22 protein-coding genes and 1 tRNA gene are annotated in these 24,389 nt (G+C 60.8%); 17 read left to right on the top strand and 6 right to left on the bottom strand.

Annotated features, from left to right (window positions below; translation table 11 throughout):
* Positions 1 to 26: 26 nt before the first annotated feature.
* The gene (locus tag Q7V46_RS19070) at positions 27 to 512 is read right to left on the bottom strand and encodes a DUF1499 domain-containing protein (protein ID WP_304915152.1); all 486 of its coding nucleotides are present in this window, start codon (positions 510 to 512) and stop codon (positions 27 to 29) included.
* Between the two features lie 14 nt (positions 513 to 526).
* A complete protein-coding gene (locus tag Q7V46_RS19065; protein ID WP_304915151.1) occupies positions 527 to 2,077 on the bottom strand; it encodes a helicase HerA-like C-terminal domain-containing protein in 1,551 nt (516 codons plus the stop codon).
* Positions 2,078 to 2,179: 102 nt separating this feature from the next.
* Here Q7V46_RS19065 and Q7V46_RS19060 point away from each other — a divergent pair, with 102 nt between their 5' ends.
* The 9 genes from Q7V46_RS19060 (at position 2,180) to Q7V46_RS19020 (ending at position 10,968) form a co-directional block, all read left to right on the top strand.
* Entirely contained in the window at positions 2,180 to 2,899 is a 720-nt protein-coding gene (locus Q7V46_RS19060) for a YebC/PmpR family DNA-binding transcriptional regulator (protein WP_304915150.1), read from the top strand.
* A 167-nt stretch (positions 2,900 to 3,066) separates the two neighbouring features.
* On the top strand, positions 3,067 to 4,341 hold the full coding sequence (purD, locus tag Q7V46_RS19055; RefSeq protein ID WP_304915149.1) for a phosphoribosylamine--glycine ligase: 1,275 nt from the start codon (positions 3,067 to 3,069) through the stop codon (positions 4,339 to 4,341).
* Between the two features lie 152 nt (positions 4,342 to 4,493).
* Positions 4,494 to 5,408, top strand: coding sequence for an oxygen-dependent coproporphyrinogen oxidase (gene hemF, locus Q7V46_RS19050; protein WP_304915148.1), 915 nt, complete (start codon positions 4,494 to 4,496; stop codon positions 5,406 to 5,408).
* Positions 5,408 to 6,052 carry a nicotinate (nicotinamide) nucleotide adenylyltransferase gene (gene nadD, locus Q7V46_RS19045; RefSeq protein WP_304915147.1) on the top strand — a complete coding sequence of 215 codons (645 nt, stop codon included), beginning with the start codon at positions 5,408 to 5,410 and terminating at the stop codon, positions 6,050 to 6,052. Before hemF ends, nadD begins: the two co-directional genes overlap by 1 nt.
* Positions 6,049 to 6,837, top strand: a complete 789-nt coding sequence (gene rsfS, locus Q7V46_RS19040; RefSeq protein WP_304915146.1) for a ribosome silencing factor — start codon at positions 6,049 to 6,051, stop codon at positions 6,835 to 6,837. Before nadD ends, rsfS begins: the two co-directional genes overlap by 4 nt.
* Positions 6,834 to 7,301: a 23S rRNA (pseudouridine(1915)-N(3))-methyltransferase RlmH gene (gene rlmH, locus Q7V46_RS19035; protein WP_304915145.1), complete on the top strand. Its 468-nt coding sequence runs from the start codon at positions 6,834 to 6,836 to the stop codon at positions 7,299 to 7,301. The genes rsfS and rlmH overlap by 4 nt, the downstream gene beginning before the upstream one ends.
* 73 nt (positions 7,302 to 7,374) lie before the next feature.
* Positions 7,375 to 7,992 (top strand): nucleoside triphosphate pyrophosphatase, encoded by a 618-nt coding sequence (locus tag Q7V46_RS19030; protein ID WP_304915144.1) that lies wholly within the window; start codon positions 7,375 to 7,377, stop codon positions 7,990 to 7,992.
* Positions 7,993 to 8,034: 42 nt separating this feature from the next.
* A complete protein-coding gene (locus Q7V46_RS19025; RefSeq protein WP_304915143.1) occupies positions 8,035 to 9,612 on the top strand; it encodes an Rne/Rng family ribonuclease in 1,578 nt (525 codons plus the stop codon).
* Positions 9,613 to 9,840: 228 nt separating this feature from the next.
* Complete coding sequence (locus Q7V46_RS19020; protein WP_304915142.1) at positions 9,841 to 10,968, top strand: outer membrane beta-barrel protein; 1,128 nt, start codon at positions 9,841 to 9,843, stop codon at positions 10,966 to 10,968.
* A 242-nt stretch (positions 10,969 to 11,210) separates the two neighbouring features.
* On the opposite strand, the gene msbA is transcribed toward Q7V46_RS19020, so the two are convergent.
* Positions 11,211 to 13,064: a lipid A export permease/ATP-binding protein MsbA gene (gene msbA / locus Q7V46_RS19015; protein ID WP_370690388.1), complete on the bottom strand. Its 1,854-nt coding sequence runs from the start codon at positions 13,062 to 13,064 to the stop codon at positions 11,211 to 11,213.
* Between the two features lie 197 nt (positions 13,065 to 13,261).
* On the opposite strand from msbA, the gene tolB reads away from it, so the two are divergent.
* The 6 genes from tolB (at position 13,262) to Q7V46_RS18985 (ending at position 18,307) form a co-directional block, all read left to right on the top strand.
* Positions 13,262 to 14,572 (top strand): Tol-Pal system beta propeller repeat protein TolB, encoded by a 1,311-nt coding sequence (tolB, locus tag Q7V46_RS19010; protein ID WP_304915141.1) that lies wholly within the window; start codon positions 13,262 to 13,264, stop codon positions 14,570 to 14,572.
* A gap of 72 nt (positions 14,573 to 14,644) precedes the next feature.
* A complete protein-coding gene (gene pal / locus Q7V46_RS19005; RefSeq protein WP_304915140.1) occupies positions 14,645 to 15,229 on the top strand; it encodes a peptidoglycan-associated lipoprotein Pal in 585 nt (194 codons plus the stop codon).
* Between the two features lie 17 nt (positions 15,230 to 15,246).
* Positions 15,247 to 16,020 carry a tol-pal system protein YbgF gene (gene ybgF / locus Q7V46_RS19000; protein WP_304915139.1) on the top strand — a complete coding sequence of 258 codons (774 nt, stop codon included), beginning with the start codon at positions 15,247 to 15,249 and terminating at the stop codon, positions 16,018 to 16,020.
* A 158-nt stretch (positions 16,021 to 16,178) separates the two neighbouring features.
* A complete protein-coding gene (locus Q7V46_RS18995; protein WP_304915138.1) occupies positions 16,179 to 17,291 on the top strand; it encodes a YeeE/YedE family protein in 1,113 nt (370 codons plus the stop codon).
* Entirely contained in the window at positions 17,288 to 18,127 is an 840-nt protein-coding gene (locus Q7V46_RS18990) for a tRNA threonylcarbamoyladenosine dehydratase (protein WP_304915137.1), read from the top strand. The genes Q7V46_RS18995 and Q7V46_RS18990 overlap by 4 nt, the downstream gene beginning before the upstream one ends.
* A 104-nt stretch (positions 18,128 to 18,231) precedes the next feature.
* Positions 18,232 to 18,307: transfer RNA gene (locus Q7V46_RS18985), tRNA-Lys, on the top strand.
* Positions 18,308 to 18,482: 175 nt separating this feature from the next.
* On the opposite strand, the gene Q7V46_RS18980 is transcribed toward Q7V46_RS18985, so the two are convergent.
* The 3 genes from Q7V46_RS18980 to Q7V46_RS18970 all read right to left on the bottom strand — a co-directional run bounded on the left by Q7V46_RS18980 (position 18,483) and on the right by Q7V46_RS18970 (position 21,537).
* Complete coding sequence (locus Q7V46_RS18980) at positions 18,483 to 20,270, bottom strand: PhoH family protein (RefSeq protein ID WP_304915136.1); 1,788 nt, start codon at positions 20,268 to 20,270, stop codon at positions 18,483 to 18,485.
* Between the two features lie 185 nt (positions 20,271 to 20,455).
* Positions 20,456 to 20,932, bottom strand: coding sequence for a peroxiredoxin (locus Q7V46_RS18975; RefSeq protein ID WP_304915135.1), 477 nt, complete (start codon positions 20,930 to 20,932; stop codon positions 20,456 to 20,458).
* A 200-nt stretch (positions 20,933 to 21,132) separates the two neighbouring features.
* On the bottom strand, positions 21,133 to 21,537 hold the full coding sequence (locus Q7V46_RS18970) for an Mth938-like domain-containing protein (RefSeq protein WP_304915134.1): 405 nt from the start codon (positions 21,535 to 21,537) through the stop codon (positions 21,133 to 21,135).
* Positions 21,538 to 21,706: 169 nt separating this feature from the next.
* Here Q7V46_RS18970 and Q7V46_RS18965 point away from each other — a divergent pair, with 169 nt between their 5' ends.
* Complete coding sequence (locus Q7V46_RS18965; RefSeq protein WP_304915133.1) at positions 21,707 to 22,933, top strand: pyridoxal phosphate-dependent aminotransferase; 1,227 nt, start codon at positions 21,707 to 21,709, stop codon at positions 22,931 to 22,933.
* A 115-nt stretch (positions 22,934 to 23,048) separates the two neighbouring features.
* Positions 23,049 to 24,383, top strand: a complete 1,335-nt coding sequence (locus Q7V46_RS18960; RefSeq protein WP_304915132.1) for a homoserine dehydrogenase — start codon at positions 23,049 to 23,051, stop codon at positions 24,381 to 24,383.
* Positions 24,384 to 24,389: the final 6 nt, after the last annotated feature.

The following is a 24,389-nucleotide window of genomic DNA, read 5'->3' as shown; positions in this document are numbered from 1 at the left end:
TGGGAGAAGGTCTGCGTGTTGTTCGGTCAAGGCATGGCAAGGTAGGCGGCCCGAAGCGCCTCGATGCGCTGGCGGTTCATGCCCAGATCCTCACGCCCAAGGCGGCTGGCGCTGCGCATCTCGATCGAATGGCTGGCCGGGTTCACCCAGAACTCGAGGTCGTCAACAAACCGGAGCCAGCGGGTTTGTGCCTGCGCGTAGAGGTAGTAGGGACTTCTTTCGATCACGGTGATGCCGGGCAACGTGCTCAGGGCCGTTTCCAGGGCCTTGATCGAGTCGGCAGGGCCGCCCGCCTTGAATGGCAGCGGCTCGATACTGGCGTGGGTGCGCTGTGGGTGTTCAGGGTGCAACGCTGCCTGGCTGCTGACGCTGTTCCGTGTGATCGACGGTGGCTTGAATCGACCATTCTTCACGCCCAGATCGTCAGGCTGTTGGCCGTTCAGCAGACCGACTTGTACCGCGACGAACACGACGCCTACGATCGTGAGAAGCAGGTAGAGCGCCCATTTCAAAGGATGGACTCCCTTCAGCGCTTGCCGCCCATCAGCCCACCCAGCACACCCCGCAATATTTGCCGACCCAGCCCGTTGGCCACCGTGCGAGCGGCCGTCTTCGCCATGGTCTGGACCAGGCCATCGTACTGACCACCGCGCGGTCCGGTTCGACCGAACAGGGTTTCATTGACCTTGTTGCCAATGCCGCCACCGCTGGTCCCGGGCGACTGCTTCGCCGCGCCGGGAATGGTTGGCGTCTTGGGAGCGGCCTTGTCCGCTTGAGGCGCGGCTTCTGCGCCGCCGCGCTGGGCTGCATGCTGAGCGAACATCTCGTAGGCGCTCTCGCGGTCCATCACTTTTTCATAGACGCCAGCCACCAGCGATACCTCGCGCAACCGCTGGCGCTGTTCTGCAGTGATGGGCCCCAGCTGGCTGCCCGGCGGTACCACGTACACGCGCTCGGTCTCGCACGGGCGGCCCTTGGCGTCGAGCAGGCTCACCAGTGCCTCGCCCACAGCCAGCTCGGTGATGGCGGCCTCGATGTCCAGCCCGGCTTTGGGGCGCATGGTTTGCGCGGTGGCTTTCACCGCTTTCTGGTCGCGCGGCGTGAAGGCGCGCAGGGCGTGCTGCACGCGGTTACCCAACTGGCCGAGCACGCTGTCGGGGATGTCCAGTGGGTTCTGGGTCACGAAATACACGCCCACTCCCTTGGACCGCACCAGCCGGACCACCAGCTCGATGCGCTCGATGAGAACCTTGGGTGCTTCGTTGAACAGCAGGTGGGCCTCGTCGAAGAAAAAGACCAGCTTGGGTTTGTCCGGGTCGCCGATTTCGGGCAGGGTCTCGAACAGCTCGGAAAGCATCCACAGCAGGAAGGTGGCGTACAGGCGCGGAGCGTTCATGAGCTTGTCGGCCGCCAGGATGTTGATCACCCCCTTGCCATCGACGGTCTGCATGAAATCGCTGATGTCGAGCATGGGCTCGCCGAAGAACCGGTCCCCTCCCTGTTGCTCGACCTGCATCAGGCCGCGCTGGATGGCACCGATGCTCGCCGCACTGATGTTGCCGTATTCGGTGGTGAACTGCCTGGCGTTTTCACCGACGTGCTGCAACATGGCCCGCAGGTCTTTCATGTCGAGCAGCAGCAGACCGTTGTCGTCTGCGATCTTGAACACCAGGTTCAGCACGCCAGACTGCGTGTCGTTCAGATTGAGCATGCGCGCCAACAGCAGCGGGCCCATATCACTCACGGTGGCGCGCACCGGATGGCCCAACTCGCCAAAAACATCCCACAGTGTGGTGGGACAGGACTGGGGATCGGGCAGGGTGATGCCTCGGTCTTGCAGCACTTTGCTGATTTTTTCACCAAAGCTGCCTTTCTGGCTGATGCCGGAGAGGTCTCCCTTCACATCGGCCATGAACACCGGCACGCCAATGTTGGAAAACTGTTCGGCCAGGGTCTGCAGCGTGACCGTCTTGCCGGTGCCGGTGGCGCCTGTGATCAAGCCGTGTCGGTTGGCCAGGCCCGGCAACAGCTGGCAGGTGGTGTGGGCGTTCTGGGCGATCAACATCGGTTCGGCCATGGCGGGGACTTCCTATCTGGGCGTTGTTCGGAGCAGGGCGGGTGAAATCGTAAAATCGCAACCTTATTAGATCAAAGCCAGCACGGGCAGAAGGACAATTTCGTGGCCGGACACAGCAAATGGGCAAATATTCAGCACCGCAAGGGTCGCCAGGATGAGAAGCGGGGCAAGATCTGGACACGTGTCATCCGCGAGATCAGCGTGGCTGCTCGCCAGGGGGGAGGTGATCCAGCTATGAATCCCAGGCTGCGGCTGGCGATCGACAAAGCCAAGGCCGCCAACATGCCGGCCGACCGCATCAAGTACAACGTGGACAAGGCATCGGGCAACCTGGAAGGTCAGGCCCTGGAGGAAATCCGCTACGAAGGCTACGGCATCGGTGGCGCTGCGGTGATCGTCGACACCATGACCGACAACCGGGTACGCACGGTGGCCGAGGTGCGGCACGCCTTCAGCAAGCACGGCGGCAACCTGGGTACCGATGGTTCGGTGTCTTTCCAGTTCAAGCACTGCGGCCAACTGGTATTTGCGCCGGGCACCTCCGAAGACAAAGTGATGGAAATCGCGCTGGAGGCGGGCGCCGACGATGTGATCAGTGACGACGACGGTGCCATCGAGGTGCTGACCGCGCCAACCGAATTCGAAGCGGTGAAAGACGCGCTGGAGGCCGCTGGTCTGAAGCCGGAGATTGCCGAGGTGACCATGCGCGCCGAGAACACGGTGGCGTTGACCGGTGAAGACGCCTTGCGCATGCAGAAGCTGCTGGATGTTCTTGAAGATCTGGACGACGTGCAAGAGGTCTTTCATAACGCTGGGTTGTGACCCGCCGCTGCGCAGAATAGAACATACCCCCGCGCTGTGCTTCGCGCGTCACCCCCTCAAGGAGGCAGCGCGATGCGGCCCGGCAAAGCCGGTTCCGCCGCGTTCTGGACTGGAACATCGTGCTCCGGCAAACTGCCTGAGTCGTGCTTGGATTTTTGGAGAATGGTTTGAAAGTATTGGTGATTGGTGGCGGTGGCCGCGAGCATGCGCTGGCGTGGAAACTCAAGCAGGACGATGGCGTGAGCCAGGTGTTCGTTGCACCTGGCAATGCAGGCACGGCGCGCGACCCGGATCTGATCAATCTGGATATCACGGACAAGGTGGCGCTGCGCGAATGGGTGCAGTCGCAGGGCGTGGCGTTGACGGTGGTGGGGCCCGAGGCACCGCTGGCTGCCGGCGTGGTCGACGAGTTTCGCGCCCACGGTCTGCCCATCTTCGGCCCCACGAAGGCGGCGGCCCAGCTGGAGAGCTCCAAGGCATTCTCCAAAGCCTTCATGCAGCGCCATGGCATTCCCACCGCCAGGTACCAGGCCTTCTCCGACCCAGCGCTCGCTCACGCCTACGTGAACGCAGAGGGCGCACCCATCGTCGTCAAGGCCGACGGGCTGGCGGCCGGCAAGGGCGTTGTGGTGGCCATGACAGCGGCTGAGGCGCACGAGGCGATCGATTTCATGCTGCTGGACAACAGGCTGGGCGTTGCCCATAACGAAGGGGGAGCGCGCGTCGTCATTGAAGAGTTTCTGGAAGGCGAAGAAGCCAGCTTCATCGTGCTGTGCGATGGCGTGCACGCGTTGGCCATGGCCACCAGCCAGGACCACAAACGCTTGTTGGACGCTGACCAGGGACCCAACACCGGTGGCATGGGAGCGTACTCCCCAGCTCCAGTGGTCACTCCCGCCGTGCACGAGCGTGCGATGAACGAGGTGATCCTGCCCACGCTGCGAGGCATGACCGCAGATGGCGTTCCCTACACGGGCTTTCTCTACGCGGGTCTGATGATCACACCCGATGGCCGTGTGAAGACGCTGGAATTCAACTGCCGCATGGGCGACCCGGAGACGCAGCCCATCATTATGCGCCTCAGGAGCAACCTGACCCAGGTGCTGCTGGCGGCGACGCGGGCCGAACTGGACCGCGTGACGCTGGAATGGGATCCGCGCGTGGCGCTCGGTGTGGTTCTGGCGGCAGCTGGCTATCCGCTGAGCCCCCGAAAGGGAGACCCGATCACAGGGCTTCCCGCCGATACGCCCGACGCTGTGGTCTTTCACGCCGGCACGAGCGTCAGCGGGGCAAACGTTTCGGTTTCAGGGGGGCGGGTGGTGTGTGTCACCGCTCTGGGAGACACCTTGACCGATGCGCAGCGCAAAGCATACGGTGTTGTTGACACCATTCACTTTGAAGGCATGCAGTGTCGCCGCGACATCGGCCACAGAGCACTTTGATCACTTTGCGCCTTTGGGCCCTCAATTGAATCGCCTTTTGCGTTCCCATTACATTTCGGGCTTGTGCGCACCGAAGGCTGTGACGACGTGATCATGCTTGGCCGCACGTCTGTTGCAAATCAAAAAAGGTCCCTGGAGACATCTTCCTCATCATGAGCAAACAGACGCAGAACGTTCGGGACTACCTGACCGACCTTCAGGAGCGCATCACATCCACCGTGGCCCTTGTGGATGGGGGCCAGTTTCTGGTGGATCGCTGGAAAAAGGAACCTGGCGAGTCTTTGCAAGGCAATGGCAACACCCAGATTCTTGAAGGTGGTCAGGTGTTCGAGAGGGCCGGGTGCGGGTTCTCCCATGTGAGAGGTCCCCGGCTGCCTCCATCCGCCACGCAGCACCGGCCAGAGCTTTCTGGTGCCCCTTTTGAAGCCATGGGTGTTTCACTGGTATTCCATCCGCGCAACCCCTACGTGCCCACGGTGCACATGAACGTGCGAATGATTGCTGCGACGCCTGAAAAGGGCGATCCGGTCTGCTGGTTTGGCGGTGGTATGGATCTCACGCCTTACTATGGCTTCGAAGAGGATGCCGTGCACTTCCACACCACCTGCAAGAGCGCGCTCGACCCATTCGGTGTGGACAAATACCCTCGATTCAAGACCTGGTGTGACGAGTATTTCTACCTCAAGCACCGCGACGAACAGCGCGGTATCGGCGGCGTGTTTTTTGACGATTTTTCTGAACTGGGGTTCGATGGCAGCTTTGCCATGATGACCTCCGTTGGCGATGCGTTCCTCGATGCTTACCTGCCCATCGTGGACCGGCGCAAGAATGACGCTTACGGTGAGCGTGAGCGCAGTTTTCAACTCTACCGCCGTGGTCGTTACGTTGAATTCAACCTGGTCTGGGACCGGGGCACCCATTTCGGCCTGCAGTCCGGAGGGCGAAGCGAGTCCATCCTCTTGTCGATGCCACCTCTGGTGAGCTGGGCCTACAACCGGGTGACCAAGAAGGGCACCCCTGAGGACCGTTTGTACAAATCGTTTCTCGTGCGCCGGGAGTGGGTCTGATGCCTGCCCCCAATCCTGTCACGCGAGTGGGCATGTTCGGCGGGGCATTCGATCCGCCACACTGGGCACACTGCGAACTGGCCAAGACCGCGCTGGATCAGTTGTCGCTGGACGTGCTGCACATTCTGCCGACCGGCCATGCGTGGCACAAAGCCAGGGTGCTGTCCTCGGCGGAACACCGTGTGGCCATGTGTCGCCTTGCATTTTCGGATCTGGACCGCATTCGTCTGGACGAGCGTGAAATTCATCGCCAAGGGCCCAGCTACACGGCCGACACCCTTCGGGAACTGCGCAGCGAGTACCCTGGAGCAGAGTTGTTTCTCGTGCTGGGCGCCGACCAGTTGCTCGCTTTCAAGAACTGGATTCGCTGGCAGGAGGTGCTCGACCTGGCCACGTTGGCGGTCGCCAACCGGGCCACCAACATCGGGGCCGACGCCAGGCTCGACCAGGAATCCGAGACCGATCTCTCCGGCGTCGACCTGCCTTTTGTACGGCTTCGCATGCCTTTGAAAAACATCAGTGCTTCGGCGGTCAGGGCCCGGGTCAGCCAGCCCAGGAGCAGGGAAGCCGCCCTCGATGTTCTGGTGCCAGAAGCCGTCGCAAGCTATATTTCACAACATTCCCTTTACCAGACGCCTACATGACCAGCGAAACCACAGCCAAAAAAGACCTGCAACGACTCCAGCGAGCCATCATCGACGGACTGGAGGATGTCAAAGGTCAGGACATCGCGGTCTTCAACACCGAGCACCTGTCTCCCTTGTTTGAACGCGTCATCGTGGCCAGTGGCACGTCCAACCGCCAGACCAAGGCACTTGCTGCCAGCGTTCGCGACGCCGTTCGCGATGCGGGGTTCGACAAGCCACGCGTTGAAGGTGAAGACAATGGCGAGTGGATCATCGTGGACTGCGGCGCAGCGGTTGCTCACGTGATGCAGCCGGTCATCCGTGCCTATTACCGCCTGGAAGAAATCTGGGGTGAAAAGCCGGTGCGCATGAAGCACGGTGCGGCCAAGCCGGTAGAGCCCGCCGAGGCAAAGCCTGCAAAAGCCAGTCGCAAAAAGGCCGCAGCCCCCGCCAAGGCCGTGCCTGCCAAGACCGTGGTGCGCAAAGCCGCGCAGTCGGCTGCCAAGGCTGCATCCGCTCCTGCAAAAGCGGGTAAGGGTACGGCAGCCAAATCTTCAATTGCCGCGACAAAGCGCCCCGCTTCGGGGAAAACGGCGACGCCCAAAGCACCCGCCAAGTCTTCGGGAACGGCAGCTTCGGCCAAAACGGTTCGCACCACCAAAGCGGGCGCCACGGGAGCGAGCAAGCCTGCCATGCAGAAGATGGTGGTCAAGCCGCGTACTGCAACCAAGCCAGCAGTCAAGGGTGCGGGCAAACCAGCAACGAGGACCGCGTCCCGCACGCCCGCCAAGAAAAAGGCATGAAGCTGTTGATCGTCGCGGTCGGGCAACGCGTCCCGGACTGGGCGCAGACCGCGTACGACGACTATGCCAAGCGATTCCCACCAGAACTGAGGGTCGAACTCAAGGCCGTGAAAACCGAGCCGCGAGGCTCCAAGACGCTTGAAACGCTTCTGGCTGCGGAGAGGGATCGCATTTTGGCTGCATTGCCCAAAGGCTGCAGGGTGGTGGTGCTGGATGAGCGTGGTACGTCGCTGTCGACGTTGGCGCTCGCGCAGCAGCTCAAGCAATGGCAGCTCGCCAGCGACGACGTGGCGCTGGTGATCGGAGGCCCCGACGGCCTGGAGCCAGGTTTCCGGGCCAGCGCGCACCAGCGCATCCGATTGTCTGACCTCACGCTGCCCCATGCCATGGTCCGGGTGCTGCTGATCGAGCAGCTTTACCGAGCCTGGTCGGTCAATGCCAATCACCCATACCACCGGGAATGACTGGCCCGTTTCCCCCACGCTTCACAGTTGCGCAGGGCGCTGCCCGGCGGCGCAGCGCTTTTCAATGCGACCCATGACTGATTTCATCTACCTCGCCTCCCAGAGCCCGCGGCGTTTGCAGCTGTTGGAGCAGTGGGGGGTGCACTGCAGGCTCTTGCTGCCCGAAGCAGACGAGGATGTCGAGGCGCTGGAAGTGGTGAATCCGGGGGAAAAACCAGCTGCCTATGTGAAGCGCGTCACCGAGTTGAAGCTTCAGGTGGCGCTGGCTCGTCTCGAACATCGCCATTTGCCCCCTGCACCTGTGCTTTGCGCCGACACCACCGTTGCACTGGGCACACGCATCCTGGGGAAGCCTGAGGACAAGGCGGATGCGATGCGCATGCTGGGCGATCTCTCCGGGCGCCGCCATCGCGTGTTGACGGCGGTGTCTGTTGGTCGACCGTCGCGAGGCGGGATCAAGGTGTGGTCTGCTTTGTCCACCTCATGGGTGGAATTTGCGACGCTGACCCCGACCCAGATCCGCCGGTATGTTGAAAAAGGCGAGCCCATGGGGAAGGCGGGCGCGTATGCCATCCAGGGGCTGGCAGCATTGTGGACGAGCCACATCAGTGGCAGCTATTCAGGCATCATGGGGTTGCCTGCGCACGAGACAGCGCGGGTGTTGAATGCCGCCGGTGTTCGTCTGATCTGACGGGGATGGGCGCATGAATGCAAAGAAGAATCGAGTGATGCCATGAGCCAGGACATCTTGATCAATTGGGCCCCTCAGGAGACCCGGGTCGCCGTGGTCGAGCAGGGCGCTGTTCAGGAGGTGCATCTGGAGCGAACGCTGGAGCGTGGCTTGGTGGGCAACATCTATCTTGGCAAGGTTTCGCGCGTTTTGCCCGGCATGCAGTCCGCGTTCATCGATATTGGTCTGGACCGCGCGGCGTTCCTTCATGTGGCAGACCTGATGCCCAACATCGCCGCCAAGCACGCAGCGCCACGGGAGCGCAATCTGGCAGCCACCGTGCCTGTCGATGGCTCGGCAGATCAGTCCGCACAGCCTGCGGTTTCGGGCAATGGGCAAGCCACCAAGGTACTGACGCCGAACCCGGTGCTCCCCATCGAGCGCCAGATTTTCGAAGGCCAGTCGTTGATGGTGCAGGTACTCAAGGACCCCATAGGCACCAAAGGCGCCCGGCTCACGGCGCAGATCAGCATAGCCGGGCGCCTCCTGGTTTTTTTGCCGCAGGACACACACATCGGCGTGTCGCAAAAGATCCCTCCGGCCCAGCGCGATGCATTGCGCCAGCGGTTGTTGCGTCTCACCGCGGTGGGTGAGGGTGGGCAGGCAGGCGGATTCATTTTGCGCACCAATGCCGAAGACACGAGCGACGACGAACTCGGTGAAGACATTGCGTACCTACGGAAAACCTGGTTGCGCATCAAGGAAGCGTCGACAAAACAGCCGCCTGCTTCGGTGCTGCATGAGGACCTCAGCCTCATCCAGCGGGTGTTACGCGACCTGGTCAGCGCCGACACTCAGTCGATCCGCATCGATTCCCGGGAGCAGTTCGGATTGCTGAAGACCTTTGCCAGTGAGTTCATGCCTGACACGGTCAACAAGCTGCAGCACTACAGCGGCGAACGGCCGATCTTTGATTTGTTCAACATCGATGAAGACATCGTTCGCGCACTCAGTCGTCGAGTGGAGCTCAAGTCGGGTGGCTACCTGGTCATCGACCAGACCGAGGCGCTCACAACGGTCGATGTGAACACGGGCGGTTATGTGGGGGCACGGAATTTTGACGACACAGTGTTTCGCACCAATCTGGAGGCTGCGCAGACCATAGCCCGCCAACTTCGCCTGCGAAACCTGGGAGGCATCGTCATCGTCGACTTCATTGACATGGTTCGGGAAGATCACAAGGAAGCCGTGCTCACCGAGTTTCGCAAGCAGCTCTCGCGAGATCGGGTCAAGACCATGATCGGCGGCTTTTCGCAACTTGGCCTTGTGGAAATGACGCGAAAGCGCACGCGCGAATCGCTGGCGCATGTCATGAGTGAGTCCTGTGCGGCCTGCAGTGGCAAGGGCACAGTGAAGACCGCTCGAAGCATTTGTTACGACATCTTGCGTGAAATCCTGCGCGAGGCGCGCGCATTCAATCCTCGTGAGTTCCGTGTGGTGGCTTCACCGCAGGTGATCGAGCTTTTTCTGGACGAAGAAAGTCAGCATCTCGCGGGACTTTCGGACTTCATTGGCAAGCCGATTTCACTGCAGAGCGAGGGCTCCATGACGCAGGAGCAGTACGACATCGTCTTGCTCTGACGACGGCATGTCTCACCAAGGCAGCAACGGAAATTTGCCTGCCACAGTCGCGATCGCTGAATGTCTCCTGTGTTGCTGACATGGGATTGAAGCCTGCAGATCTGCACTTTGCGGCTGCTCAGCTGTCGATAATGAAAATCTCCGAAGCTGGCGATCTGTGAACCGATGCAGGACGAGGTCTACAGGCTGCGATAGCCCTTTCGTAAATATTTTCTCCATGGCTTCAATATGAAAATCAAATCATCTGCTTTCGTTCTTACTGCCCTGGGTGCGGCCGCGTTGTCGTTCAGTGCGCATGCGGGCATGGTCACGGATTCCCACGGCAACGTGGGCTATGACACCGCAGCAGAGTGCGACAGAGCGGTGCAATCCGGTACCGCTCGCTTCTACGAGCCGTCCACCAACATGGCACCCCTGCGCCGCAGGGGTGAAACCAGTGTGCGCACCGCGCGCCTGTCCGACCTGGGTCCGCAGTATGCCACTGGCGCCTGCGACATGGGCGTTGGTCGTGGCGACGGGCGCAATGGCGTGGCAAGGGTGTTGCAGGGCAAATATGTGCCCTACAGCCCCGACATGCCCATCAACCTGTACATGAACGCCCAAGGCGAAGCCGTGCGGGCCAGCATGGCGCGATGCGACAACCGCTTCTCGGACGTCAAGCCAAGGGCGGTGATCGTGGCCGCTGCACCGGCTCCCGCACCAGCGCCCGTGGCCATGCCAGCTCCAGCTCCAGCACCGGCCCCAGCGCCTGTCGCTGCTGCGCCCGCACCCATGGCCGTGATGCCACCACCTGTTGCGCCAGCACCTGTGGCGCAGGGCATGAGGCCTTACGCTTTCGGCACCATTGGTATGGTGAACGACAGCGCCACCTACGCCTCCGGCATTCCTGGCTTGAACGTGGACGACAACGACCGCAAAGTCGGCGCTCAGATTGGCGCTGGCGTCCAGTTCAACGACCTCGTGGGCGCGGAAGTGTTCTATCAGGGCGGGAAGTTCTTGTCGTACGCGGCAGCAAATGGTTACGACAACGCCTACGGAACCCGCATCTTCGGTGCCCGTGCAACCATTGGCCGCAATGTCAGTGACAAGGCGCGCGTGTTTGCCAAGGTCGGTCTGGCCCGCGTGAACCACCACAACAGCAGCGGCAACACCACCTTCTGGACCCAGCCAGCTGCCGGCACGGTGGATTATTCGGTCTCCCAGACGCGCCCGACCGTGGGCATTGGCGCCACTTTTGACCTGACCGACAGGCTCGCTCTGCGTGCCGACTTTGATCACTATCAGAAGCGCGGAAGTGACAATCCGAAGTGGCGCAATTCGAACTACTTTGGTGTGGGTCTTCAGTTCAACTTCTGATCTGGAACGACTGCCGGGCAACCGGCAAATGAACATGGCCCGGGAAGCGCTCGCAACAGCGCTTCCCGGGCTTTTTCACGCGCGATGAGGGCCCCTGGGCCAACGAAAGCGGGCACACGCCCTTCCGTGCTTCATTCAAAAAGTCATGCGTTGCCTGCCACGCGTCAGGGGGCAGACTGCACCGCCTGATAACCGGTGTACGCCTTCGGGTCACGGCTTCTGCCGCCCCGCGAAAGGAAAGATCAGCTTTGCGGTGCCGTGTCGTCCAGGGTTTGTTCAGCCTGTCGCTCGGGGTCCGCAGTGTCCACTTTGAAGCCTTGGGCGTGCAGCCGGGCATAGAGCCCGTCTGCGGCAATCAACTCCGCATGTGTCCCTTGCTCGCTGATCTGCCCGTCCGCCAGCACCACGACCCGGTCGGCGTGCTCGATCGTGGACAGGCGGTGCGCCACCACCAGCGTGGTCCGGCCTTTCATGAGCCGGGACAGGGCCTCCTGCACCAGCCGCTCCGATTCGTTGTCAAGCGCCGACGTGGCCTCGTCCAGAATCAGCACCGGTGCGTTCTTGTAGATGGCACGAGCAATCGCCAGACGTTGCCGTTGTCCTCCGGACAGCTCCGCCGCGTTGTGCCCCACTTTGCTGTGCATGCCTTGTGGCAGCTGTTGGATGAGATCCAGCAGGTTCGCAGACATCAGGGCACTCCGCACCCGTGTTTCGTCCAGTGCATCGGGGTTGTCACCCAGGGCCACATTGGCCGCCAAGGTGTCATTGAGCATGACCACATCCTGGCTGACCAGGGCAAACTGGCGCCTCAGGCAACCCAGGTCCCAGTCCTGCAGCGGCACGTGGTCGAGGCAGATCTCGCCCCCGGTGGCGTCCACGAAGCGTGGCAGCAAGTTGACCAGGGTGGTTTTGCCGGAGCCCGAGGGCCCCACCAGTGCCAGCACCTCACCCGGTGCCACCGTCAGGTTGATGCCTTTGAGCGCGGCCCGTCCAGCGCCTTCCGAGCCATCCGTGGCCTCCCTTGACGGATAGCTCACCCACACATTGCGCAGGTCAAGCGCGCCCTGCGCGTGGTCGACCGCATGGCTGCCACCAACCTGGTCCGGGGTGTTTTCGATGAGATCGAGCCCTCGCTCAAGTGCGGCGAGACCCCGGGTGATGGGGCCTGCAATTTCAGCGAGGTGCCGAATGGGCGCCACCAGCATCAGCATGGCGGTCACGAACGCCACGAAATTGCCAACCGTCACATCGCTGCTGCTGCTTTGCCACAGGGCCACCGCAATCACGGCCGACAGCGCCGCCGACGCCAGCAACTGGGTCAGCGGCGTCATGGCCGCCTGAGCGATGGTCGATTTCAATGCGAGGCGACGCAGGGCCGTGCTGAGTGCGTTGAAGCGCGCGGTCTGGCTCCCTTGTGCGCCGTGCAGACGAACCACCCGGTGCGCGAGTGCGTTCTCCTCCACGACGTAGGCCAGTTCGTCCGTGGCTTGCTGGCTGGAACGGGTCAGCCGATACAGCCTCCGCGACAGCACCCGCATGATCATCACCAGACCCGGAAAGATCAACAGCACGATCAGCGTGAGCTTCCAGTTCAGGTACATGAGGTAGCCCATGAGGGCCAACATGGTCAGGCTGTCCTTGGCCAGGCTGAGCAGTGCATTGACGAGCAGCGTCGAGCCGGTCTGCACTTCGTACACCAGTGTGTTGGACAACTTGCTGGCACTTTGCTGGGCGAACAGGTCCATGCGAGCATCATTGAGTTTGAGGAACATGGCGCGCCGCAGATTCAAGAGCCCAAGGCTGGCGGTATGGGACAGCGCATATTGCGCCAGGAACCCTGCCAGACCCCTGATGCCGAAAAGCCCCATCAATGCGACGGGAACCATCCACAGCGCGATATTTCCTTCCGAAAAGCCTCGGTCAAGCAGTGTCTTTAGCAGTGCCGGGATGAGCGGTTCTGTCAGCGCTCCCACGACCGAACAGATGGCCGCCAGCACGATACCGGCCTTCGCCGACTGAAAATACGGCCAGAAACGTAACAGCCGTTGAGCGATTGACCTTTGCGGAGCGGGTGTTGTGTGAAGTGATTCTGTCAAGTCCGTGGCAGCCTGAAAGGGGTAAAGCGGGAAAGAAGCTTCGCGCGCAACTCTGGGATGGGCGCCCGGGAAAGACACTGGCATTCGAGCACATCTTGTCACGGGTGCACGAGATTGATCCGGTATTATCTGCTGGAGGTTTGCAAGGGGAACTCAATCTGAGTTTTCGGGCCAAAGCATCCATTCACTCATAAGGAATGCAGGATTTGAATCGAGATCATTGGCCGCTATCACGGCGTCGGTTGCTTTCTCAGGCCGTTCTACTTCCAGCCGGTGCTCTGCCCCTGTCAAATGCCTTGGCGCAGTTTCGCGTCGAGGTGACAGGGGTTGGCATGACCCAGATCCCGTTTTCCGCCACTGCCTTTCGTGGCAATGCGCAGGTAGGCCAGGATATGGCGGCCATTGTTCGCGCTGATCTGGAGCGAAGCGGCCAGTTCCGTTTCGTGGACCCATTGCCCGGCCAACTGGATGAGACGTCGCGGCCCGATCTTGCTCCGTGGCGCGCGCGCACCACCGACGCCTTGCTCACCGGAAGCGTGACGCGCCTGCCAGACGGCCGCCATGACGTGCGCTTCAGGCTCTGGGATGTGGTTCAAGCGAGGGATCTGGGTGGTCTCAGCTACCCGGTGACCACACAGGACCTGCGACTGGCGGCGCATCGGATTGCCGATTACGTGTACGAGAAGCTCACCGGTGAAAAGGGCGTGTTCGCCACCCGGATTGCCTACGTATCCAAAGCCGGTTCACAACATATTCTTTGGGTGGCAGACGCCGATGGAGAGAACGCACGTGCGGCCCTCACCAGTCCTGAGCCCATCATCTCGCCCAACTGGGCGCCCAGCGGCAATCAACTCGCCTATGTTTCTTTTGAGTCTCGCAAACCGGTGATCTACACGCACGACGTGGCCACTGGCCGGCGTCGACTGCTGGCCAATTTCCGCGGTTCGAACAGCGCGCCCTCGTGGTCTCCAGACGGCAGTCAACTGGCTGCCACGCTGTCAATTTCGGGCAATGCCCAGATTTACGTGATGAGCGCCAATGGTGGCGAGCCGCGCAGGTTGACCCAATCTGGCAGCATCGACACCGAGCCTGTGTTTTCCGGCGACGGCACGTCGCTGTTTTTTGTGAGCGACCGCGGGGGCTCACCACAGATCTATCGAATGGGAGCCCAAGGAGGAAATCCGCAGCGCCTGACGTTCACGGGCAACTACAACATTTCGCCTTCGCCCAGTCCAGATGGCCGCTGGCTTGCCTACATTTCGCGTGTGAGCGGTGCCTTTCGCCTGCACGTCATGGAGCTGGCCAGCGGCAACGTCACTGCGCTGACCTCAACCGGTGCTGACGAGAGCCCGAGCTTTTCGCCCAATAGCCGTCTCATCATCTACGCCACCCGTGAAAACGGCCAGGAGGCGCTGATGACCACCACGGTTGACGGTCGCATCAAGACACGGCTTGCGGGTGCGCGCGGCGACATACGCGAACCCCAGTGGGGCCCGTTCGCACGCTAGTGTCAATGTCCTCTGTGCAGCAGTTTTCTCCCATTCGTTCGAACTTCAATCCCATCTGAAAAGGAATCCTTCATGCTCAACCCAACCAAGCTGTTCGCACCTGCCACGCCACGTTCAAATCGATCGTTGGTGAGTGGGTTTTTTGCGGTGGTGCTGGCGCTGTCCCTTGCTGCTTGCGGCTCCAACGTCAAACTCGACGAAGCACCGGTGGAAGATCGCGGCGCTGCTGCAGGAGCCGCTGGTTCGCAAGGTGGAGCAGGCAGTGGCGTGGATCCCAGCGGGGTGTCGGGTGTGCAGGTGCCTGGAATCGACGCACAGCAGCCAGCCAATATGGCTCGAGTGGTCTACTTTGACTATGACAGTTTTGAGGTGCGTCAAGAGTTCATGGGTGCCCTGGAAGCTAACGCCGCTTTTCTGAAGGCCAACCCGAGCCGCCGCGTGGCGCTTGAAGGGCACACCGATGAGCGTGGTGGTCGTGAATACAACCTGGCCCTTGGGCAGAAACGCGCCGAGGCCGTGCGGCGTGCCATGCAGTTGCTGGGAGTGAGTGAAGCACAGATGGAGGCCGTGAGCTTTGGCGAAGAGAAGCCCGCTGTCTATGGCTTCGATGAGAGCGCATTCGCCCAGAATCGTCGGGTCGAAATCACCTACCGTTGATCAGCATGTTCCATTCGATGAAGCGGCTTTCCTTTCAACTGGTTGCCAGCGGCGTTGCGATTGCTTCGATGCTTGCACCCATGCAGGCGCAAGCTTTCCTGGGTGATGACGAAGCTCGTAGGGCCATCATCGAATTGCGTCAGCGGTTTGAAGCCAGTGAAGCCCGACAGGCACGCCTGGCTGAAGAGGCCCGTTCACAGGGCAATACCGGTCAGCGAAGCTTGCTGGATCTGGCCAATCAGATCGAACAGCTTCGATCTGAGGTCGCGAATCTTCGCGGTCAGAATGAACAACTGGCACGCGAAGTCACCGAATTGCAGCGTAAACAGAGAGACGTGCAGTCGGGGCTCGAAGAGCGCCTGAAGCAGGTTGCCCCCACCACCGTTACCCTGGACGGGCGAGAGTTCACCGCGACACCGGCGGAGCAGCGTGAATATGAGGCAGCCATGGCTGTGCTTCGGCGCTCGGAGTTTCCTGCTGCCGCCACCGCATACGCAGGGTTCCTCCAGCGCTATCCTGAGAGTGGCTATACACCTTCGGTTCTGTATTGGCTTGGCAATGCCCAGTATGCAAACCGGGCCTACAGCGAGGCGATCGAAAGCCATCGACGGCTGATTGCCCAGTTCCCCGGACACCAGCGCGTGCCCGAGGGTATGTTGGCGATGGCGAACAGCCAGGTGGAAATGAAAGACAGCAGAGCCGCTCGCCGAACCCTTGAAGATCTTGTGAAGATGCATCCTGGATCTGAAGCAGCCACCGTGGCTCGGGAGCGCCTGTCGCGCTTGCGTTGACCAACTGCACGTGCACTGTCTGAGCGCTGGTTGCCGATTTCGGCTGCAATGAGCCTCTGAACAGCGAGATGTTCAGGTAAGGACTGATAAATTCCCGGCGCGCGTGGCGTCAGGGTCGGGTTCAATGTGACGCCCGGCCCGCTCCTACAATGGCGGCCATGGAAATCGACGAACTCAACAAACTCTACGCATGGGTTCTCTGGGCGGCGTTTGCCGTTGCAACAACCTTTGGCTTTATTGCGCAACGCACGCACTTTTGCACGATGGGGGCCGTCAGTGACATCGTGAACATGGGCGACTGGACCCGCATGCGCATGTGGGGCATGGCAGTCGGTGTGGCCATGATCGGGTTCTATGGCATGGCATGGATGGGGTGGATAGACCCTACCCAGTCCATCTACACATCGGGCCAGATTCTCTGGTTGTCGGCGCTGTCAGGTGGCGCACTTTTTGGATTTGGCATGGTGCTGGCATCAGGTTGCGGCAGCAAGACGCTGGTGCGCATCGGTGCAGGGAGCTTGAAGTCTCTCGTGGTGTTTTTCGTGATGGGGTTTGCCGCCTTTGCAACCCTGCGCGGCGTGGTGGCGGTTTGGCGAAACAGCACGATCGATCAGGTTGTTCTTGAAGTGAGCGCTGGCGGGGCAGTGCCATTCTGGCTCTCTGCAGGACTTGGCTGGACCCCAGCAGTCGCTGGCCTGCTGGCGGCGCTCGTGATTGGTGGGGGATTGATCATCTGGGCGCTGGCGGGCCCTGACTTTCGCACGGGAAACAATCTTCTTGCAGGACTGGGCTTGGGGATGGTCATCGTGGCCATGTGGTGGGTCAGCGGTCATCTGGGCTTTGTGCCGGAACATCCAGAAACGCTTGAATCGGTCTACCTGGCCAGCAACTCGCGGCGCATGGAGTCACTTACCTTCACAGCGCCCATGGCCTACACACTGGACTGGATCATTTTCTACAGCGACACCTCCAAGGTGCTCACCTTTGGCGTGGTCACGGTGGCGGGCGTGGTGGTCGGGGCGCTGCTGTGTGCTTTGCTCGATCGCAGTTTTCGATGGGAGGGGTTTCACAGCACGCAGGACACGGCCCTGCACATGGTTGGCGCTGCTTGCATGGGTGTGGGCGGCGTGACAGCCTTGGGGTGCACAGTGGGGCAGGGCCTGTCAGGGCTTTCCACACTGAGTCTGTCCAGCGTGATCGCTGTCACCGGGATCATGCTCGGTGCGCTTGGCGGGTTTCGTTTTCAGATGTGGCTGCTGGACCGCGAGTGAACGATTTGGCCACAGAGATCTTTGAGCGGCGGTTCGGTGGATTGCGCCGGTTGTACGGCATCGAAGGCGCGCAACGCATTTTTGATGCGCATGTGGTGGTGGCCGGTGTGGGTGGCGTGGGCTCCTGGACGGTCGAGGCTCTGGCCCGCAGCGGTGTGCGCGAACTGACGCTGATCGACATGGATCATGTGTCGGAATCGAACTTCAATCGACAGATTCACGCCGTGGAGCCGTCGTTGGGGCAAGCCAAGGTGCAGGCCATGCGCGAGCGAATCAAGCACTTTCACCCGGACTGCAAGATCAACGTCATTGACGATTTTGTGACGCCAGAAAACTGGCCAGACATGCTCTTGGCCGGAGCGCATCTGGATGAAGACGAAGCGTTCGATTCGTTTGCTCTCGTCGACGCGTGTGATCAGGTGAAGGCCAAGACTGCCATGGCCGCATGGGCCTTGTCCCATCACGTGCGCTTCGTGACCGTGGGTGCCGCTGGCGGCAAACGCGAACCACAACGGGTGGAACTGAGCGATCTTGGCGAAGTCACGCACGATCCGTTGCTGGCCAAACTGCGCTACGGGCTTCGACGCCATCATGGCGGCGTTCGCGCAGGTCTTATGGGCGTGCCCTGTGTATGCAGCAGGGAGACGGTTGCTCCTCCCGATGCGTCGTGCGAACTCACAGCAACGGATGGGACGTTGAACTGCCATGGCTACGGTTCGGTGGTGAGCGTGACGGCGACCTTTGGTATGTGTGCAGCAGGCTGGGTATTGAATACGTTGGCAAGAGGCGCACGAAAATCACCTTCGATTGAAAGACCGCGCAGAATGACGCTATAATTTGAGGCTTGGCGCAGCAGTCAAATAATCTGTAGGTCGAGTGTTCGAGTCACTCACGCCCCACCATCCTCTGGATCGCGCGGGCAGCAAGTTTTTGTTTTGACGGGACGTTAGCTCAGTTGGTAGAGCAGCGGACTTTTAATCCGTTTGTCGTGGGTTCGACCCCCGCACGTCCCACCAGTATCCCCTCGAGGGGGTTGAAAAGCCCGCTATCTGACAGGTAGCGGGCTTTTCTCTTTTCGGGGTGTGACAGTCCACCACCTTTTAGCCCTCTATGTCCTGCCAGAAAAACTGAAGCCCTGGTCTTGCGACCAGGGCTTCTTCGTTTTTCGGACGGCCTGTTGTGCAGCGGTGTTCAGAGTATTTCGCTGGCGAAATCTGCAAGCCTTGAACGTTCGCCTCGTGCCAGGGTGATATGACCGCCGTGTGGCCAGCCCTTGAAGCGGTCTACCGCATAGGTCAGGCCTGATGAACCTTCTGTGAGGTAGGGTGTGTCGATCTGGGCCAGGTTGCCCATGCAGATGATCTTGGTGCCGGGGCCGGCGCGTGTGATCAGCGTCTTCATCTGTTTGGGTGTGAGGTTCTGCGCCTCGTCAATGATCACGTACTTGTTCATGAACGTGCGACCCCGCATGAAGTTCATGCTTTTGACCTTGATGCGGCTGCGGATCAGTTCGTTGGTCGCGGCGCGCCCCCATTCGCCTGCGTTGCCGCCATCGCCTTTGGCAAGGAACTCGAGGTTGTCATCGAGTGCGCCCATCCAGGGGCCCATTTTTTCTTCTTCGGTGCCTGGCAGAAAGCCGATGTCTTCGCCCACACTCACTGTGGCACGCGTCATGATGATTTCTGTGTAGCGACGGTCGTCAAGAACCTGCGTGAGGCCGCTGGCCAGCGCCATCAAGGTTTTTCCGGTCCCGGCCGTGCCAGCCAGGGTGACGAAGTCGATCTCCGGGTCCATGAGGAGATTGAGCGCGAAGTTCTGTTCGCGGTTTCGGCTGGTCACACCCCACACCGCGTTTTTCAGGTGGGTGTAGTCCTTCAGGGTCTTGAGGACGGCCGTCTTGTCGCGGATTTCGGTGACTCGGGCATACAACGAAGGCTCACCGGGTGCCTCGAAATACACAAACTGGTTGATATAGAACTGGCCCACCGCAGGACCACTGACGCGGTAAAAGGTGTGGCTCCCACTTTGCCAGCTTTCGATGGTCTTGCTTTGTCGCGTCCAGAAATCCTGGGGAAGCGCCAGCGCACCGGCATACAGAAGGTCGCCGTCTTCCAGGGTTTTGTCGTTTTGGTAGTCCTCGGCTGCCAGGCCCAGAGCCCGGGCCTTGACCCGCATGTTGATGTCCTTGGAGACAAGAATCACTTCCCTTTGTGGAAACTTGTTCCTCAGCGCATTCACCACCCCCAGGATCTGATTGTCCGCCTTGCCCTGTGGCAGGCTGGATGGCAACTCGCTGTCCAATGGTTCTGTCTGGAAGAACAGGGAGCCTCGGGCAGCCTGGTGACCTGTTGCAGACAGCTTGAGGCCTTTGGTGAGGTCGGCCCCCTGCTGGGCCACCAGGGCATCCAGGGTACGGCTGGTCTGGCGACCGTTGCGCGCGACCTCGGTCATGCCTTTCTTGTGCCCATCAAGCTCTTCGAGCACGATCATGGGGAGAAAGATGTCGTGCTCTTCAAATTGAAACAGACTGATCGGATCGTGCAGCAGCACGTTGGTGTCCAGCACGAACAGCCGGCGGGTCCCGTTGGTGGCGGTTTTGCCGCGACCAGAGCGTCGGTTGCTTGCGACGGGTGAGACACCGGACGCTTTGGCCGGTGCGCGTGCTTCGGCAAGTGGCTGGCTGCTTCTGGATTCCACAGGTGCTTGGGCCGGAGGCGGCGCCAACACTGGAGCGATGTGACGCTTGGACGAGGGCTTATCGTGTTCCGGCGCTTTTTCGGCTCTTTGCGCTCGGGGTCGGTTTTCCCTGCGCGGCGCTGGCATCCTCGATTCTCCAGCTTGAGTCACAGGCACGAGAGCCGGTGCTGAGTCAGCGAAGGTGTCCAGTACCGGTTCAAACGGGTCTTCGGCGGCTTTGAGACTGTAGGACTCGGGTGCGAGAAGGGCGGCGCGTTTGGTGGGAGCGGGTGGCAGTGGCATGGATGAGTGGTGTTCAGCGGAGCGCCAGAAAACAAAAAGCCGCCGGGAGAACCGGGCGGCTTTCAGAGCGGCTTGATGTGGGAAAACAGGGGAATGCGGAAGGACTTCCTAACGTCATGAATTCATTATGCACGAGTCATGTGACCGCATCGTCGCTCGCAGGCGCCAGCAAGGACCTGCCTCCGTCAGGCGGTTTTTTTCAGTGTCTTTACGGCTTTGAGCACATCTTCAACATGGCCGGGCACCTTGAGGCCGCGCCATTCCTGCTTCAGTACGCCGTCCGGACCGACCAGGAAGGTGCTGCGTTCAATGCCTTTAACCTTTTTGCCGTACATGATCTTGTTCTTGACCACGCCGAACATGTGACACATCTTCTCTTCCGTGTCTGCGATCAGCTCGAAGGGGAGTTCGAGCTTGGTCTTGAAGTCGTCGTGTGACTTCATGTTGTCGCGCGAAACACCGAACACCTGCGCTCCAGCCTTCACGAAGTCCTTGTACTTGTCTCGAAACTGCATGGCCTCGGTGGTGCAGCCCGGGGTGTTGTCCTTGGGGTAGAAATAGAGCACGATCGTCTGGCCGAGGTGCGTCTGGTTGCTGACCTTGAGACCGCCGGTGGCGAGCGCTTCAAATTCGGGAATAGGTTTATTGACAACGACTGCCATACTGCGTGGGCCCCTGACGTAAGTTGGTGGTGATTCGTTGGCTTCCCGGCTGCTTCATGATGCTGGTGGTTTGCCGGCTGGCAAACGAAGTCATGGCAGGAAACAATCCGCTATTTTACTCTGAACTGGCAATGCTCGGCTGTCGCGCCCGGTGATCCGTGCAGCGGCCGCCGCTTGGCCATGTCGCCCGCCACTGTCGGCTATGGGTGCGGCCCTTCTGAGCCACCGCTTTCGATCAGCAGGGCGGCGATCACACGGCGCCCTTCACCTGCAAGGATGTTGAAGGTGCGGCAGGCGGCCTGGGTGTCCATCGTCTCGACCCCGATTCTTTGCTTGATCAAGGTTTGAAGCAGGGCGGGGCGGACGAATCGCAAGTGCTTGCCGCTACCGAAAATCACCAGTTCGGGTGGCGCCTTCATCAACGCCAGAAGCGAATTGAAGTGTTCTTCGCCCAGTTCGTCGTGGGCCTTGCAGTGCCAGTCGATGCGCTCGCCGCTGGAGGCCAGCACCACGCTGTGGCCCAGGCGCTCGCCATTCACGGCGATCCAGCCGTCGCCGTAGGCGGTGATGGTGTTGGCGTCGGGTTTGTCGGCGTGGAGTTTCATCAAAGGTTTCCGGGACACAAGGCGGCGAGGTGGCAGGTTTCAGGCACGAACGCGGTGCGGAACTGTGTTCAAATTGCGGGTTTTCCCAAGTGCATCAGCCTTGAATATAGCGGCCCTAATCCGCCCCAATCTGTTGCAGACATTCTCACTGCCCCATGCGGGAGGGACTTTGAAGACCATCCATAAATCCGCCAAGCTGGCCAACGTGTGTTACGACATCCGAGGCCCCATCATGGACGCGGCGCGCCAGATGGAAGAGGAGGGGCACAAGATCATCAAACTCAACATCGGCAATCTCGCGGTGTTCGGCTTTGATGCGCCGGAAGAGATCCAGCAGGACATGATCCGCAATCTGCCGAACTCGGCCGGTTATTCGGACAGCAAGGGGATTTTCGCTGCGCGCAAGGCGGTCATGCACGAAACCCAGAAGCAGGAAATCAAAGGCGTCACGCTGGATGATATTTACCTGGGCAACGGCGCGAGCGAGCTGATCGTCATGGCGACCAATGCGCTGCTCGACGATGGCGACGAATTGCTGCTGCCGGCACCAGACTACCCCCTCTGGACAGCGGCAGTGAGCCTCTCGGGCGGTACGCCAGTTCACTACATGTGTGAAGAAGCCAACGGGTGGATGCCCGATCTGGATGATATTCGCCGCAAGATCACGCCGGCCACCAAAGGCATTGTGGTCATCAACCCGAACAACCCGACCGGCGCGCTCTATTCTGATGAGCTCCTTCGCGAGATTGTCGATATTGCCCGCGAACATGGTCTGGTGATCTTTGCAGACGAGGTTTACGACAAGGTGTTGTACGACGGTGCCAAACACACGGCGATCGCCAGCCTGTCGGACGACGTGCTCACACTGACCTTCAATTCGCTGTCCAAGAGCTACCGTTCCTGCGGCTATCGGGCAGGGTGGATGATTGTCTCGGGCGACAAAAAGCCGGCCAAGGACTACATCGAGGGCTTGAACATGCTCTCCAACATGCGTCTGTGTGCCAATGTGCCGGGTCAGTGGGCCATTCAGACGGCATTGGGTGGCTACCAGAGCATCAACGATCTGGTCTGTGAAGGCGGTCGGCTGCGGCGCCAGCGCGACCTCGCCTACGAGCTGATCACCGCCATCCCCGGCGTGACCTGCGTCAAGCCGTCGGCGGCTTTGTACATGTTCCCCAAGCTCGACCCCAAGGTCTACCCTGTGGACGACGATCAGCAACTTTTCCTGGAGCTTTTGCAGGAAACGCGCGTGATGCTGGTGCAGGGGTCGGGCTTCAACTACCCGGACAATCAGCATTTCCGCATCGTCTTCCTGCCACATGAGGACGACCTGCGTGAAGCCATAGGACGGGTGGCCAGGTTCTTCGAAGGCTGGCGCAAACGGCATGGCACCTGACTGGGCATCATTGCACGCAGCAATGGTCATCAATGTCGTGTGGCCTGTCGCCTAGTTTCGACCTGAGGCACCCGGCGGCATCGGTATCCCGATTGTTCAATTGACTGAGAAAAGCATGAAACCGATCCAAGTAGGCCTGCTCGGCATAGGCACCGTGGGCAGTGGCACATTCAATGTCCTCAACCGCAATCAGCAGGAAATCAAGCGGCGCGCGGGCCGTGGGATTGAGATCACCATGGTCGCCGACCTGGATGTGGCACGCGCCCGCTCGCTGGTGGGGCCTGACGTGGCCGTGGTCAACGATGCACGTGCGGTCATTGCCAATCCCGACATCGACATCGTGGTGGAGCTGATTGGCGGTTACGGGATTGCCCGCGCCCTGGTGATGGAGGCGATCGAGGCTGGCAAGCATGTGGTGACCGCGAACAAGGCCCTGCTGGCCGTGCACGGGACCGAAATTTTCGCTGCTGCATCGGCCAAGGGCGTGATGGTGGCTTTTGAAGCCGCAGTGGCGGGCGGTATTCCCATCATCAAGGCGCTGCGCGAGGGCCTCACGGCCAACAGCATCCAGTGGATTGCGGGCATCATCAACGGCACCACGAACTTCATCCTTTCCGAGATGCGCGACAAGGGGCTGGACTTCGATGTGGTGCTCAAGGAGGCGCAGCGGCTGGGCTATGCGGAAGCCGACCCGACCTTTGACATTGAAGGTGTGGATGCGGCGCACAAGGTCACGTTGATGAGCGCCATTGCCTTTGGCATACCGGTGCAGTTCGACAAGGCCCACGTCGAAGGTATCACCCAGCTCAGTGGCACAGACATCCGCTATGCGGAGCAATTGGGCTACCGCATCAAGCTGCTCGGCATCACCCGACGCACGGAGGCTGGCGTCGAACTGCGCGTGCATCCCACGCTGGTGCCCAGCAAGCGGCTGATCGCGAACGTGGAAGGCGCCATGAACGCAGTGGTGGTGCAGGGCGATGCCGTGGGTACGACCCTGTATTACGGCAAAGGTGCGGGCAGCGAGCCCACCGCCAGCGCCGTGATCGCCGATCTCGTGGACGTGACGCGGCTGCACACAGCCGACCCGCACCACCGGGTGCCGCATCTGGCCTTTCAGCCCGACGCCATGAGCGATCTGCAGGTGCTGCCCATGAGCGAGGTGGTCACCAGCTATTACCTGCGGCTTCGCGTGGCAGACGAGGCAGGCGTGCTGGCCAAGGTCACCGGCCTGCTGGCCGAGGCCGGCATCAGCATCGATGCGCTGCTGCAGCGCCGGGCCGAGGAGGTGAGTGCCGATCTGCCGGGAGCAGGCGCCGCCTCGACCGATCTGATCATCCTGACTCACGAAACCCGTGAGGGCGTGATGAACCGGGCGCTGGCCGATATGCAGGGCCTTTCTTCCGTGCTGGCGCCGATCACGCGCATCCGCAAAGAGGAGTTGAACTGACCCTCT

It is taken from the genome of Hydrogenophaga sp. (assembly GCF_030651625.1).
Taxonomy (GTDB): domain Bacteria; phylum Pseudomonadota; class Gammaproteobacteria; order Burkholderiales; family Burkholderiaceae_C; genus Hydrogenophaga.
Note: the sequence above shows the minus strand (reverse complement) of the source record. Positions and strands in the feature narration are given on the sequence as shown.